Below are 13,892 nucleotides of genomic sequence, written 5' to 3' on the forward strand. Positions count from 1 at the left end.
ATAATAACAGAATGAAAGTATTTTAAATCAAGGGATTAGGTTTTGTGCTTTAGTTGCAAATTGCGATCTAAATCAAATTAAAGTGCTAAAGATAACCGCGCCGGGGCCGACATAACTTCCGACAAGAAGTTAACAACCATATAACCTGCACAGGACGCGATTATGTCTTCTCATCCGTATGTCACCCAGCAAAATACCCCGCTGGCTGACGATACTACCCTGATGTCCACTACCGATCTGCAAAGCTATATCACCCACGCCAATGATTCTTTCGTGCAAGTGAGCGGCTATACCTTGCAGGAGTTACAGGGTCAGCCGCACAACATGGTGCGTCACCCGGATATGCCAAAAGCGGCGTTTGCGGATATGTGGTACACCCTGAAAAAAGGGGAACCCTGGAGCGGCATCGTGAAAAATCGCCGCAAAAATGGCGACCATTATTGGATACGGGCGAATGCGGTGCCGATGGTGCGCGAGGGCAAAATCAGTGGCTATATGTCGATTCGTACCCGGGCGACGGATGAAGAGATCGCGGCGGTCGAGCCGCTGTATAAGGCGCTGAACGCTGGACGTACCAATAAACGTATGCATAAAGGGCTGGTGGTACGTAACGGTTGGTTGGGAAAACTGCCGTCATTACCGCTTCGCTGGCGAGTGCGTGGAGTGATGACACTGATGTTTATCGTGCTGGCGGCCATGCTCTGGTTTGTCGCTGCCCCGGTGGTGACGTATTTCCTCTGTGCGTTAGTGATGTTGTTGGGAAATGCCTGTTTTGAATGGCAAATTGTACGTCCGATAGAAAATGTCGCCAGCCAGGCACTGAAGGTGGCGACCGGAGAACGTAATAGTGTTGAGCATTTGAATCGCAGCGATGAGCTGGGGCTGACATTACGCGCGGTAGGGCAGCTTGGCCTGATGTGTCGCTGGTTGATTAATGATGTCTCCAGCCAGGTTTCCAGCGTCAGAAACGGGAGTGAGGCGCTGGCAAAAGGCACCGATGAACTGAACGAGCATACTCAGCAGACGGTAGATAATGTCCAGCAAACTGTAGCGACCATGAACCAGATGGCGGCGTCGGTGAAACAGAACTCAGCCACAGCGTCGGCTGCCGATAAACTTTCTATCACCGCCAGTAATGCGGCTGTGCAAGGCGGGGAGGCGATGACCACGGTGATCAAGACGATGGACGATATCGCCGACAGTACCCAGCGCATTGGCACCATTACTTCGCTGATTAACGATATTGCGTTTCAGACCAATATTCTGGCCCTGAATGCGGCGGTAGAAGCGGCGCGAGCCGGCGAACAGGGCAAAGGTTTTGCAGTGGTGGCAGGGGAAGTGCGTCATTTAGCCAGCCGCAGCGCCAATGCTGCCAACGATATCCGCAAGCTGATTGATGCCAGTGCTGATAAGGTGCAATCCGGTTCGCAGCAGGTGCACGCTGCCGGACGGACGATGGACGATATTGTGGCGCAGGTGAAAAATGTCACCCAGTTGATCGCCCAGATTAGCCACTCAACGCTGGAACAGGCCGATGGGCTTTCCAGCCTGACCCGTGCTGTGGATGAGCTTAACCTGATCACGCAGAAAAACGCCGAGTTGGTGGAAGAAAGTGCGCAGGTGTCGGCGATGGTGAAACACCGCGCCAGCCGACTGGAAGACGCGGTGACGGTGCTGCATTAATCGGTATGCCGCATCCGGCGGTTGGAGCACGATGCCTGATGCGATGCTGGCGCATCTTATCAGGCCTACGGGGCGGCGCGTAGGCTGGATAAGGCGTTCACGCCGCATCCGGCAATCGGTGATTAATCCAGTTGCGTAATATCAAACGCGGCGCGGTCGATCACCGCAATGATCTTTTTTATCTGCGCGTCGCTGATGTCGCTCTGATTGACGCGTAAATCCAGCACCGCTTTAAAATTATCCAGCGCTCGCTTCATTTGCGGGTTCTGGCGCAGCGCCGCACCAACGCAACGCGCTTTGATGCGTTCTTCAATCATCTCCACCTGTTCGCGGTTTTCTTCCAGCCACTGTGCGCCCTGTTCGGTCAGCGCAATCTGCTTTTTGCCGCCTTCCTCTTCGCGGATGGTAATTAGCGACTGCTCCTGCAGAAAATCCAGCGTCGGGTAGATGACGCCCGGGCTTGGGGTGTAATTCCCCTGGGTTAGATTCTCAATCGCTTTAATCAACTCGTAGCCGTGGCTGTCATCGCGCGAGAGAATATCCAGAATCACCAGACGCAATTCACCGTGACCAAAGAAACGTTGCCGACGACCGCCGCCGCGACCGTGGCGCCCCCCGCAGCATTGACCGTGTTCATGCTGGTGACCGTGTCCGCAGTGCTCGTGATCTGACTTCTCACCTTTGCAGCAGCCTTCATGGCGTGGCTGGCCTTCATGTTTACAACACCCTTCGTGATGATGGCTCATATCAGCCTCCTTTTGCTTAATTAGATATATCTAATTTATATCTGATGTGAGAGTTCTTGCAAGTGTAAAAATGATTTTTAAACGCAGATGTACTCAACATCCAAGCCGGATAAGGCGTTCACGCCGCATCCGGCATTGAGCAATGATGCCTGAGAAGAGGCGGTTCGTCTTATCAGACAATAGATATATCAGTTCTACAAATCGCTTGCATTTATCATGATTAGCAATCATTATCATTTGCGAAATTTAATTAGATATATCTGATTACCATCACGAAGGCGATAACAATGAATAACTCCCCCCGCTACCCGCAGCGCGTTCGCAATGATCTGCGCTTCCGTGAACTGACTGTGTTACGTGTTGAGCGCATTAGCGCCGGTTTTCAGCGCATTGTCCTCGGCGGCGAGGCGCTGGACGGCTTTACGTCGCGCGGCTTTGACGATCACAGCAAACTCTTCTTTCCTCAACCTGACGCTCACTTTGTGCCGCCAACGGTAACGGAAGAGGGCATCGTCTGGCCGGAAGGACCACGCCCACCGTCGCGTGACTATACGCCGTTGTATGACGAACAACGCCATGAACTGGCGATCGATTTCTTTATTCACGAAGGCGGCGTCGCCAGCGGCTGGGCGATGCAGGCGCAACCGGGCGATAAACTCACGGTGGCAGGTCCGCGCGGTTCGCTGGTGGTGCCGGAAGATTACGCGTATCAGCTGTATGTTTGCGATGAGTCCGGGATGCCCGCACTACGCCGCCGCCTGGAAACGTTGAGCAAACTTGCTGCTAAACCGCAAGTTACCGCGCTGGTCAGCGTGCGGGATAACGCCTGTCAGGATTATCTCGCGCACCTTGATGGTTTTAATATCGAATGGTTGGCGCATGATGAGCAGGCGGTAGATGCGCGTCTGGCGCAGATGCAAATCCCTGCCGATGATTACTTCATCTGGATAACCGGTGAAGGGAAGGTGGTGAAGAATTTAAGCCGCCGCTTTGAAGCGGAACAGTATGACCCTCAACGGGTACGCGCAGCGGCTTACTGGCACGCGAAGTAACTGATATATGAAAAGAAAAAGGCTGACGATTTCTCGTTAGCCTTTACTGTATCTGGTGGCCCCTGCTGGACTTGAACCAGCGACCAAGCGATTATGAGTCGCCTGCTCTAACCACTGAGCTAAGGGGCCATGGTAGCGGATTATAAAGTAACTCTGTGTCGCAATCCAGCCATTACCGCGCGCCTGCTGTTTTTATAAACAATGTGTTTTCAATTCGTTATACTTTCTCCAGGTTGTGTTGTTCAGGGGTTAATATGGTTGAAGATATTATTGCACCAGGGTTGCGCGTGGTGTTTTGCGGCATCAATCCGGGGCTTTCATCTGCGGATACTGGCTTTCCTTTTGCTCATCCGGCGAACCGTTTCTGGAAGGTGATTTATCAGGCCGGGTTTACTGACAGACAGTTGAAGCCGCAGGAGGCGCAGCATCTGCTGGATTATCGTTGTGGCGTCACCAAACTGGTTGACCGTCCAACGGTGGAAGCCAATGAAGTTTCAAAGCAGGAGATGCACGCAGGCGGGCGTAAGTTGATTGAAAAAATTGTAGATTATCAGCCTCAGGCGTTGGCGATTTTGGGCAAACAGGCCTATGAGCAGGGATTCAGCCAGCGCGGCGCACAGTGGGGGAAACAAACGCTCACTATTGGTTCGACGCAGATCTGGGTACTGCCAAATCCCAGCGGTTTAAGTCGAGTTTCTCTGGAAAAGCTGGTGGAGGCGTATCGGGAACTGGATCAGGCACTGGTGGTGCGTGGGCGATAAAAAACGCCACCGAAAAGGTGGCGTTTGTGCAAAGGGACAAGTGCCGGATGCGACGTAAAGGCCTTATCCGGATACCGATTAATCGTCCAGGAAGCTACGCAGTACTTCAGAACGGCTCGGGTGACGCAGTTTACGCAGCGCCTTCGCTTCGATCTGACGGATACGCTCGCGGGTAACGTCGAACTGTTTACCCACTTCTTCCAGCGTGTGGTCGGTGTTCATATCGATACCGAAACGCATACGCAGAACTTTCGCTTCACGCGCGGTCAGGCCAGCCAGCACGTCGTGTGTTGCCGCACGCAGGCTTTCGGTGGTCGCAGAATCCAGCGGCAGCTCGAGGGTAGTATCCTCGATGAAATCCCCCAGATGCGAATCTTCATCATCACCGATCGGCGTTTCCATGGAGATTGGCTCTTTGGCGATCTTCAGCACTTTGCGGATCTTGTCTTCCGGCATCAGCATACGTTCAGCCAGTTCTTCCGGCGTCGGTTCACGGCCCATCTCTTGCAGCATCTGGCGAGAAATACGGTTGAGTTTGTTAATAGTCTCAATCATATGCACCGGAATACGGATGGTGCGCGCCTGATCCGCGATAGAACGGGTGATCGCCTGACGGATCCACCAGGTTGCATAGGTGGAGAACTTGTAACCACGGCGGTATTCGAACTTATCAACCGCTTTCATCAGACCGATGTTGCCTTCCTGAATCAGGTCAAGGAACTGCAAGCCACGGTTGGTGTATTTCTTGGCGATAGAAATAACCAGACGTAAGTTCGCTTCAACCATCTCTTTCTTCGCACGGCGGGCTTTCGCTTCACCGATGGACATGCGACGGTTGATATCTTTAACCTGCTCGATAGTCAGGCCGGTTTCTTCTTCAATCTGTTGCAGTTTTTGCAGGGCGCGATGCACTTCTTCAGAGACATCGTGCAGTTTTTCCGACCACGGCTTGTTCATCGCAATTGCCGCATTGAACCAGGTATCGCTGGTTTCGTTGCCGGTAAACAGGGTAATGAAGTTTTTCTTCGGCATTTTGCACTGCTCAACGCAGAGCTTCATGATCAGACGTTCTTGCGTACGAACGCGGTCCATCATGACGCGCATGCTGTTGACCAGATAGTCAAACTGCTTCGGCACCAGGCGGAACTGTTTGAATACTTCAGACAGTTTCAGGATCTCTTCCTGAGCGGCAGCGTGACTGCGACCTTTCGCTTTGATGGTGTCACGCGTTACAACGTACTGAGCGCGCAGTTCCGCAAATTTTTCACGAGCCAGTTCCGGGTCGATGCTGTTGTCATCGTCGGCGGTATCGTCGTCACCATCTTCTTCGTCTTCATCTTCGTCATCGTCCAGATCTTCCTGGGAAAGCTCAGAGCCGACGTGAGTGGCGGTTGGTGCCAGATCTTCCTCTGCGTTCGGGTCAACAAAGCCGGTGATCAGATCGGACAGACGCGCTTCTTCTGCTTCCACGCGATCGTACTGTTCCAGCAGATAGGTGATCGCTTCCGGGTATTCAGCAACGGAGCATTGAACCTGGTTGATCCCGTCTTCAATACGTTTAGCGATGTCAATTTCGCCTTCGCGGGTCAACAGTTCAACGGTGCCCATTTCACGCATGTACATGCGTACCGGGTCAGTCGTGCGCCCGATTTCAGATTCCACGCTGGAAAGCACCTGCGCGGCGGCTTCGGCAGCATCTTCGTCCGCGGTGTTTTCAGCCAGCATCAGATCATCGGCATCCGGTGCTTCTTCCATCACCTGAATGCCCATGTCGTTGATCATTTGGATGATGTCTTCGATCTGATCTGAATCGACGATATCTTCCGGCAGATGGTCATTGACCTCGGCATAGGTCAGATAGCCTTGCTCCTTACCACGGGTGACAAGAAGTTTCAGCTGTGACTGCGGGTTTTGCTCCATAAGACGGTATCCACACTTATTTCATGAGGTTGGTGTTGGGCGATTGACCCGATGTCCTTCAGGTGTTAACGCTGAAATCCAACGGCTGTTTACCGCCAACGATAATTACGAGGGCGTACTTATATATTTGCCGCTGCCTCTCAGTGCGGCTGTCGGGGGCTCCCCGATCGCTATTCGGCACTTAAGCCGTTAAATCACTTTTTCGCCAGTTCCTGGTTCAATGTCCAGAGTTCCAGGCGTTCTTCGTTGCTTAAACCATGCGTGCGCTCACGAGCGATTAACTCTTCCTGACGCAGTTCAAGCAGCGAATCAAACATATGGTTGAGTGAGTCGGTGAAGGTTTGCTCAGCAATATTCTTATCTGCTATATCGTCCCACATCGACAGTTTTTCAAGGGTGGCAGCATTATTTGTACCACGATAGTGCTCTAAAAGTTGCCCGGTGGTCAGACCTGGCTGAGAGAGACAAGTGTTGACCAGTTCTCTGAATAAGCCAAGTCCAGGGAGCTTATTTTCATCCAGATTCTCAAGCGGCGGGACCAACGTCGCTAATTCTGGATTTTGCACCAGCAACCCTATAAGTATACGCATGGTCGTGCGTTTTAGCTGCGGAACAGGGCGAGAAACGCCGCTCTCTGCCGCTTTTGGCATTAATCGTTCAAGCTGGCTGTCATCAAGTATGCCTAACTTGTTGCCTAATTCCTGACGAAGATATATTCGCAGTGTTTCGCCAGGCACCTGCGATATCAATGGCAGCGCCAGAGTACTTAAGCGCGCGCGTCCGTCAGGGGTACTCAGATCAACCTGCGGCATCAGGCTGTTAAACAGAAATGCGGAGAGCGGCATCGCCTGCTCCATCCGCGCTTCAAACGCCTCTTTACCTTCTTTTCGTACCAGCGTGTCAGGGTCTTCGCCATCAGGCAAAAACATAAAACGTAGCTGACGACCGTCTGTCATGTAAGGCAGCGCCGTTTCCAGCGCTCGCCAGGCGGCATCGCGACCTGCGCGGTCACCGTCATAACAGCAAATGACATTGTTGGTCGCGCGGAACAACAGTTGTATGTGATCGGCGGTGGTTGACGTACCTAACGACGCAACGGCGTAATTAATACCGTATTGCGCCAGCGCCACCACGTCCATATAGCCTTCGACCACAAGCAGACGATTGGGTTCAGCGTTATCCTGCTGCGCTTCATAAAGACCGTAAAGCTGGCGGCCTTTATGGAAAATGTCCGTTTCCGGCGAGTTCAGGTATTTAGGGGTATCGTTGCCCAGCACGCGCCCGCCAAAACCAATCACCCGACCGCGTTTATCGCGAATAGGGAACATCACCCGCTCGCGGAAACGATCGTAACTGCGACCTTGATCGTTAGTGACCAACATGCCCGCATCAATCAATGACTGACGATTTTCTGGATTGCCGCCAAACCGTTTCAGGACGTTGTCCCAGCCGGGGGGCGCAAAACCAATCGCAAAGCGGGCGATAACCTCGTGGCTTAATCCGCGTTTTTCCAGATACTGGCGCGCAGACATAGCAACAGGTTGCTGTAAAGATTGTTGGTAAAACGTATTCAGACCGTCCATCAACTGATAAAGCGTTTGCCGTTGATGGCGCTCGATCTGGCTGGGGCCGCTGCCTGCTTCAAATGGCACTTCAAGATTGTGCATTGCAGCCAGCTCTTCGACCGTTTCGACGAACTCGAGCTTGTCGTAGTTCATCAGGAAGTCGATCGCGTTGCCGTGCGCGCCACATCCAAAGCAGTGGTAAAACTGTTTCTCACCGTTAACGGTGAATGACGGGGTTTTCTCGTTGTGGAATGGACAACACGCGTGGAAATTCTTGCCCTGCTTTTTCAGCTTCACACGGGCATCGATCAGATCGACGATGTCGGTGCGTGCCAGCAGATCATTAATGAATACGCGTGGGATTCGTCCAGCCATAGGCCCCGATTTTTAGCAATTCATAAACGAAAATAAGCCGCGCATTCCTTTCGGAAGCACGGCCTTACAACTACAACTCGGTCTGATCGGAGAGCAACGCTCTCGGGGAATTAGTACAGACGAGTGCGGCGTGCGTTTTCGCGAGCCAGTTTCTTCGCGTGACGTTTCACTGCAGAAGCTTTAGCGCGCTTACGTTCGGTAGTCGGTTTTTCATAGAACTCACGACGACGAACTTCCGCCAGAACACCTGCTTTTTCGCAGGAACGCTTGAAGCGACGCAGAGCTACGTCGAACGGCTCGTTTTCACGTACTTTAATTACCGGCATGTGCCTCTCACCTTTGATTAATTCGGTTTGCCGCTGGCATCAACGCCAGCTTATTTCAAAATGGTGCGGAATTTTACTGCAATTGCTGCTGCTTTGTAAAGCACCGCGGCCTCTTTTGAAAGGGACTTTTATAAGGGTGGGGAGTATACACGAGGCTTTATCCAGGGGCGAACAAAGTTTTACATCAACCCGCATTGGTCCTACACTGCGCGGTAATAAAGCGAGGTAAAACAAGTCATGCGTGTACTGGGTATTGAAACTTCCTGCGATGAAACTGGCATCGCCATTTACGACGATGAAAAAGGTTTGTTAGCCAACCAATTGTATAGTCAGGTGAAATTGCACGCTGACTACGGCGGCGTCGTGCCTGAACTGGCTTCCCGCGATCACGTGCGTAAAACCGTACCGTTGATCCAGGCAGCGCTGAAGGAGTCTGGTTTAACGGCAAAAGACATTGACGCTGTGGCCTATACCGCAGGTCCTGGATTAGTCGGCGCGCTGCTGGTTGGCGCGACCGTGGGGCGTTCTCTGGCGTTTGCCTGGGACGTTCCGGCGATCCCGGTACACCATATGGAAGGGCATCTGTTAGCACCGATGCTGGAAGATAACCCGCCAGAATTTCCGTTTGTCGCGCTGCTGGTTTCCGGCGGTCATACGCAGTTAATCAGCGTGACTGGCATTGGGCAATACGAGCTGCTCGGCGAGTCTATTGATGATGCCGCCGGGGAAGCGTTTGATAAAACTGCAAAGCTGCTGGGGCTGGATTATCCTGGCGGACCGTTACTGTCGAAAATGGCGGCTCAGGGTACAGCCGGACGCTTTGTATTCCCGCGCCCGATGACCGACCGTCCGGGGCTGGATTTCAGCTTCTCTGGTCTGAAAACCTTCGCGGCAAATACCATTCGTGACAATGGCACCGACGACCAGACGCGTGCTGATATCGCCCGCGCCTTTGAAGATGCGGTGGTCGATACGCTGATGATTAAGTGTAAGCGTGCGCTGGATCAGACGGGCTTTAAGCGACTGGTCATGGCCGGCGGCGTGAGTGCTAACCGCACGCTGCGGGCGAAACTGGCGGAAATGATGAAAAAGCGTCGTGGCGAAGTGTTCTACGCGCGTCCGGAATTTTGTACTGATAACGGCGCGATGATCGCCTATGCCGGAATGGTGCGGTTTAAAGCAGGCGCGACGGCGGATCTCGGCGTTAGCGTGCGTCCGCGCTGGCCGCTGGCGGAGTTACCGGCTGCGTAAAACTATTGGGTGCCGGAGAGCAATTTCCGGCACCGTCCTCACTTAAAGCAACACCACGGGCATCCACAGTAAGCCGGTAATCACCAGCAACACGAGGAATATCAGCCCAAAAATCGCCCCCAGTCGCCAGTAATCCACCGTTGGCAGATAACCACTACCGTAGTAAATCGGACTGGGTCCGGTGGCGTATGGTGTAAGAATGCTCCCCAGACCAATTGCCGCGCCAACCATCAGGCAGAACACCGGCAGCGGGATTTCCGGCATCGCCAGCGCGGCGGCAATCATCATCGGTGCGAGGGCGGAGGTATACGCCGTGGCGCTGGCAAAAAAGTAGCGCAGCAGATAAAAGACCACAATCAACGCCACCATCACCATCGTCGGCGAATAACCACTTAAGCTGCCTGCTAACAGTTTGCCAAACCAGCTAATAAAACCGGTGTTGTTGAGTCCGGTTGCAAGGGTGATAAGCGAGGCCAGCCAGAAGAAAACGTTCCACGCCGCTTTATTACTGACAATATCGTCCCAGCAAATAATGCGCAGAAGCAGCATCAGTGCCACTACGCTGTAACCGACCATCGCGGCATCGATATAATCACCGCCGAAAATCCACAGCACCAGCGCGCCTACCATCAGCCCCAGCATCCGTTTTTCACGCGAACAGAGCGGGCCCATTGCCTGCAGTTCCGTCTCTGCCCAGTGCGGCACCTGATCGCCAGACTTCAGCACAGGCGGGTACAGCACGTAAGCCAGCCAGGGAACCAGCAGGACCAGTAAAATACTGAGCGGCAACATCCCGAGGAACCAGTCGCCCCAACTCAGCGTGGCGTGAGATGCGCTTTTCATCAGTCCAATTAACAGCAAGTTAGGAGCCATCGCCGTCAGGAAAATGGCGCTGGTCACGCAGTCGGCAACAATCCCCATCCACATGATGTACGAGCCAATACTGCGCGAACTGCTGTCGTTTGGTTGTGATTGATAGAGCGGCGGCAGGTTACGGATGATGGGATAGATAATCCCCGCACCACGCGCCGAGTTGGACGGTGTTACAGGTGCCAGGATCAGCTCGGAGAACATCACCGCATAGCCGAGAAACAGTGTGCGATGCCCCATCTTTTTCACCAGAATCAGCGCGATACGTCGCCCCAGCCCGGTTTTTTCATAGCCCGTACCAAACATAAAGGCGGCGAAAATCAGCCAGATAACCGAATTAGAAAAACCGGAAACCGCCCACGAGAGGGATTTTGCAGTGAATTTAAAGCCTGGCTGGGCGAGCTGCTCCGGGCTAAACAGCAGCCACGGCGAAAGAATGGCGATGATGGATATACCCACCATCGCCACCACGGCACCCGGCACGGGTTCGAGGATCAGCCCAACGATCACGCCAGTAAAAACGGCGAAGTAGAGCCAGGTATGACTCTCCAGCCCTGCGGGAACCGGAAGTAGAGCAATAATGGCGATGACCGCCAGCGGCGCAAGGTATCGCCACCATTCAGTGGAAGGTTTCATCGTGTTATGCCTGCGAAAAAGGAGAGGGGGCGAGCCTCTCCGTGAGGGTTATTTGATGTAGTGGACGTGTTCGCAGATCTCTTCCACGATGGGGCCGCGGCGTTCGGCGAACAGCTTTTTGTTTTCGGCTATCAGGTTGTTTCCGTGAGTATCAATAGAGACAATCAGCGGGCCGAACTCTTTGACCCGGCAGACCCACAGCGACTCCGGCATCCCGAGCTCTGTCCAGTGCACTTCTTCAATCTCTTCCACCTGGGTTGCCGCCAGTACCGCGCAGCCAGCAGGGAAAATCACATGTAACGCCTTGAATTTCTGGCAGCCTTCTTCGGTCAGCGGCCCCATTCCGCCTTTGCCAACCACCAGTTTCACGCCGGTCTGCTCGATAAATTCACGTTCAAAACTTTCCATACGCATACTGGTTGTCGGGCCGACGGAAACCATCTCCCATTTGTCGCCGTTTTTGCGCACGATGGGGCCAGCGTGGAAAATCGCTTTGCCGTTGAGATCGTAAGGGATCGGACGTTTGAGTTCGATCAAGCGGCGGTGACAAACGTCACGGCAGGTCACCAGCGTACCGGTCAGGTAGATCACATCGCCGACGCGAATATCTTGCAGATCTTCAGCTTTGATCGGGGTTGTCAGGATCTTTTTCATAACGCGCTCCGGGTGTGAGACAGATTTTCAAAGGAGAGATCGGCATGAACCAGCAGCGTGCCGCGGCGATGTGCCCAGCAGCCGGTAGAGACAGCAACGCCGATGGTTGACGGATGGCGGGCGGCAGATTCGATATGTACGCCCATCACTGAACTGTTGCCAGTCAGCCCCTGAGGACCAATCCCCAGACGGTTGAGTCCTTCTTCCAGGCGTAGCTCCAGCTCTGCCGCTTTTGGATTGGGATGGCGGCTGCCAATCGGGCGCAAAATGGCTTTACGCGAGAGTACGGCGGCGGTTTCTACTGAGGTAGCGATGCCCACGCCTACCAGTACTGGCGGACAGGCGTTTACAGCGAGAGTGGAGATATTTTCGAAAACGAATTTCACCACGCCTTCGTAGCCTTCCGACGGCATTAACACTTTCGAGCGGCCAGGTAGCGTGCAGCCGCCGCCTGCCATGTAAACTTCGATTTCCGCATCGTCACCGTCGGGAATGATGTCCCAGGTAACCCACGGTACGCCGCTGCCGGTATTTTTGCCGGTGTTCACTTCGTCAAAAATTTCCACCGCGTTGTGGCGCAGTGGCGCTTTGACGGTTGCTTCTTCCACAGCTTGCTTAAGAATGCTTCGCAGCTCGCCAAGCAGCGGGAAACGGGAACCGACTTTAACGAAGAACATAATCTCCCCGGTGTCCTGACAGGCAGGACGATTCAGGTCGATCGCTTTTTGCATGTTGTCGAACATCGTGTGGTAGATGATTTTTCCCATCGACGATGTTTCGGCATCCTTTAGCTGTTTTAGTTTATCCACCACGTCATCAGGCATCCGGGTAGATATCATAGCGGTAAAGTTAGCGACAATATCCGTCAGCTTATTCACTGCCTGTTGCTTATTACTTTCGCTCATCATGGCAACTCCAGTTTCTGTATTTGTCTGGAAAAATTCACCGTCACAAACTACCACTAAAAATGTGGTTTTATATTTTTTGCCGCCGTGAATATGTAATTAACAGTTCGTTAATCAACACGAAAATAAGAACGAATATTGCGCCAGAGCAGGGAATGGCAATGTTTTGCGAAATACACTGCGTTTATCAAAACTGCGGATATTTAACAATGCTAAATAGCTGGCCTTTAGCCAAAGACTTGCAGGTACTGGTGGAAATCGTCCATAGCGGGAGTTTTAGCGCCGCTGCGGCAACGCTTGGGCAAACGCCTGCATTTGTCACCAAGCGGATCCAAATCCTTGAAAATACGCTGGCAACCACACTGCTGAACCGCTCTGCTCGCGGCGTGGCGCTGACTGAAAGTGGTCAACGTTGTTACGAACATGCGCTGGAAATCCTCACCCAATATCAGCGACTGGTCGATGACGTCACGCAAATCAAAACGCGCCCGGAGGGGATGATTCGTATTGGTTGCAGCTTTGGCTTTGGGCGCAGTTATATTGCGCCAGCCATTACCGAACTGATGCGCAATTACCCTGAATTACAGGTGCATTTTGAATTGTTCGATCGGCAAATTGATTTAGTGCAGGATAATATTGATCTGGATATTCGTATTAATGACGAAATTCCTGATTATTATATCGCGCATCTGTTAACGAAAAATAAAAGAATATTATGCGCCGCACCTGAGTATCTGCAAAAATATCCGCAGCCACAATCCTTACAGGAATTAAGTCGTCATGACTGTCTGGTGACCAAAGAGCGCGATATGACCCATGGAATATGGGAGTTGGGGAACGGTCAGGAGAAAAAATCGGTGAAGGTTAGTGGGCATCTTTCCTCCAACAGCGGCGAGATTGTGCTGCAATGGGCGCTGGAGGGCAAAGGGATTATGCTGCGTTCCGAGTGGGATGTGTTGCCGTTTCTGGAGAGTGGTAAACTGGTGCGAGTATTGCCGGAGTATGCGCAAAGCGCCAATATCTGGGCTGTTTACCGGGAGCCGCTCTATCGCAGCATGAAATTACGTGTCTGCGTGGAATTTCTGGCGGCATGGTGCCAGCAACGACTGGGTAAGCCGGACGAGGGCTATCAGGTTATGTAGGCTCGC

Annotated in this window: 12 protein-coding genes and 1 tRNA gene; 5 read left to right on the forward strand and 8 right to left on the reverse strand. The window is 52.9% G+C overall.

Annotation, left to right across the window (positions count from 1 at the left end):
• Nucleotides 1–162 precede the first annotated feature (162 nt).
• Complete coding sequence (gene aer / locus D9741_RS00970; RefSeq protein ID WP_130218241.1) at nucleotides 163–1,683, forward strand: aerotaxis sensor receptor Aer; 1,521 nt, start codon at nucleotides 163–165, stop codon at nucleotides 1,681–1,683.
• A gap of 122 nt (nucleotides 1,684–1,805) precedes the next feature.
• On the opposite strand, the gene nfeR is transcribed toward aer, so the two are convergent.
• Nucleotides 1,806–2,429: a DNA-binding transcriptional regulator NfeR gene (gene nfeR, locus D9741_RS00975; protein WP_130218239.1), complete on the reverse strand. Its 624-nt coding sequence runs from the start codon at nucleotides 2,427–2,429 to the stop codon at nucleotides 1,806–1,808.
• A 287-nt stretch (nucleotides 2,430–2,716) separates the two neighbouring features.
• On the opposite strand from nfeR, the gene nfeF reads away from it, so the two are divergent.
• The gene (gene nfeF, locus D9741_RS00980; protein WP_130218237.1) at nucleotides 2,717–3,481 is read left to right on the forward strand and encodes an NADPH-dependent ferric chelate reductase NfeF; all 765 of its coding nucleotides are present in this window, start codon (nucleotides 2,717–2,719) and stop codon (nucleotides 3,479–3,481) included.
• A 53-nt stretch (nucleotides 3,482–3,534) separates the two neighbouring features.
• On the opposite strand, the gene D9741_RS00985 is transcribed toward nfeF, so the two are convergent.
• Nucleotides 3,535–3,610: transfer RNA gene (locus D9741_RS00985), tRNA-Ile, on the reverse strand.
• 125 nt (nucleotides 3,611–3,735) lie between these two features.
• Between D9741_RS00985 and mug the strand changes: the two genes are divergently transcribed.
• Nucleotides 3,736–4,242, forward strand: coding sequence for a G/U mismatch-specific DNA glycosylase (gene mug, locus D9741_RS00990; RefSeq protein WP_130218235.1), 507 nt, complete (start codon nucleotides 3,736–3,738; stop codon nucleotides 4,240–4,242).
• Nucleotides 4,243–4,320: 78 nt separating this feature from the next.
• On the opposite strand, the gene rpoD is transcribed toward mug, so the two are convergent.
• The 3 genes from rpoD to rpsU all read right to left on the reverse strand — a co-directional run bounded on the left by rpoD (nucleotide 4,321) and on the right by rpsU (nucleotide 8,428).
• Complete coding sequence (gene rpoD, locus D9741_RS00995; RefSeq protein ID WP_064529606.1) at nucleotides 4,321–6,162, reverse strand: RNA polymerase sigma factor RpoD; 1,842 nt, start codon at nucleotides 6,160–6,162, stop codon at nucleotides 4,321–4,323.
• A 194-nt stretch (nucleotides 6,163–6,356) separates the two neighbouring features.
• Nucleotides 6,357–8,102, reverse strand: coding sequence for a DNA primase (gene dnaG / locus D9741_RS01000; RefSeq protein ID WP_000918810.1), 1,746 nt, complete (start codon nucleotides 8,100–8,102; stop codon nucleotides 6,357–6,359).
• Nucleotides 8,103–8,212: 110 nt separating this feature from the next.
• The gene (gene rpsU / locus D9741_RS01005) at nucleotides 8,213–8,428 is read right to left on the reverse strand and encodes a 30S ribosomal protein S21 (RefSeq protein ID WP_001144069.1); all 216 of its coding nucleotides are present in this window, start codon (nucleotides 8,426–8,428) and stop codon (nucleotides 8,213–8,215) included.
• 237 nt (nucleotides 8,429–8,665) lie between these two features.
• Here rpsU and tsaD point away from each other — a divergent pair, with 237 nt between their 5' ends.
• On the forward strand, nucleotides 8,666–9,679 hold the full coding sequence (gene tsaD, locus D9741_RS01010; protein ID WP_001264352.1) for a tRNA (adenosine(37)-N6)-threonylcarbamoyltransferase complex transferase subunit TsaD: 1,014 nt from the start codon (nucleotides 8,666–8,668) through the stop codon (nucleotides 9,677–9,679).
• A 42-nt stretch (nucleotides 9,680–9,721) separates the two neighbouring features.
• Here tsaD and ttdT read toward each other — a convergent pair whose 3' ends face one another.
• The 3 genes from ttdT to ttdA are packed head-to-tail and all read right to left on the reverse strand — an operon-like array spanning nucleotide 9,722 to nucleotide 12,747.
• Nucleotides 9,722–11,185, reverse strand: a complete 1,464-nt coding sequence (ttdT, locus tag D9741_RS01015; RefSeq protein WP_130218233.1) for an L-tartrate/succinate antiporter — start codon at nucleotides 11,183–11,185, stop codon at nucleotides 9,722–9,724.
• Nucleotides 11,186–11,233: 48 nt separating this feature from the next.
• On the reverse strand, nucleotides 11,234–11,839 hold the full coding sequence (gene ttdB, locus D9741_RS01020; RefSeq protein ID WP_064529610.1) for a L(+)-tartrate dehydratase subunit beta: 606 nt from the start codon (nucleotides 11,837–11,839) through the stop codon (nucleotides 11,234–11,236).
• Nucleotides 11,836–12,747 (reverse strand): L(+)-tartrate dehydratase subunit alpha, encoded by a 912-nt coding sequence (gene ttdA, locus D9741_RS01025; RefSeq protein ID WP_130218231.1) that lies wholly within the window; start codon nucleotides 12,745–12,747, stop codon nucleotides 11,836–11,838. Before ttdA ends, ttdB begins: the two co-directional genes overlap by 4 nt.
• Nucleotides 12,748–12,953: 206 nt before the next feature.
• Here ttdA and ttdR point away from each other — a divergent pair, with 206 nt between their 5' ends.
• Nucleotides 12,954–13,886, forward strand: coding sequence for an L-tartrate utilization transcriptional activator TtdR (gene ttdR / locus D9741_RS01030; protein ID WP_130218229.1), 933 nt, complete (start codon nucleotides 12,954–12,956; stop codon nucleotides 13,884–13,886).
• The last annotated feature ends 6 nt before the right edge of the window (nucleotides 13,887–13,892 follow it).

Source organism: Escherichia sp. E14V7, assembly GCF_004212225.1.
Classification (GTDB): Bacteria; Pseudomonadota; Gammaproteobacteria; order Enterobacterales; family Enterobacteriaceae; genus Escherichia.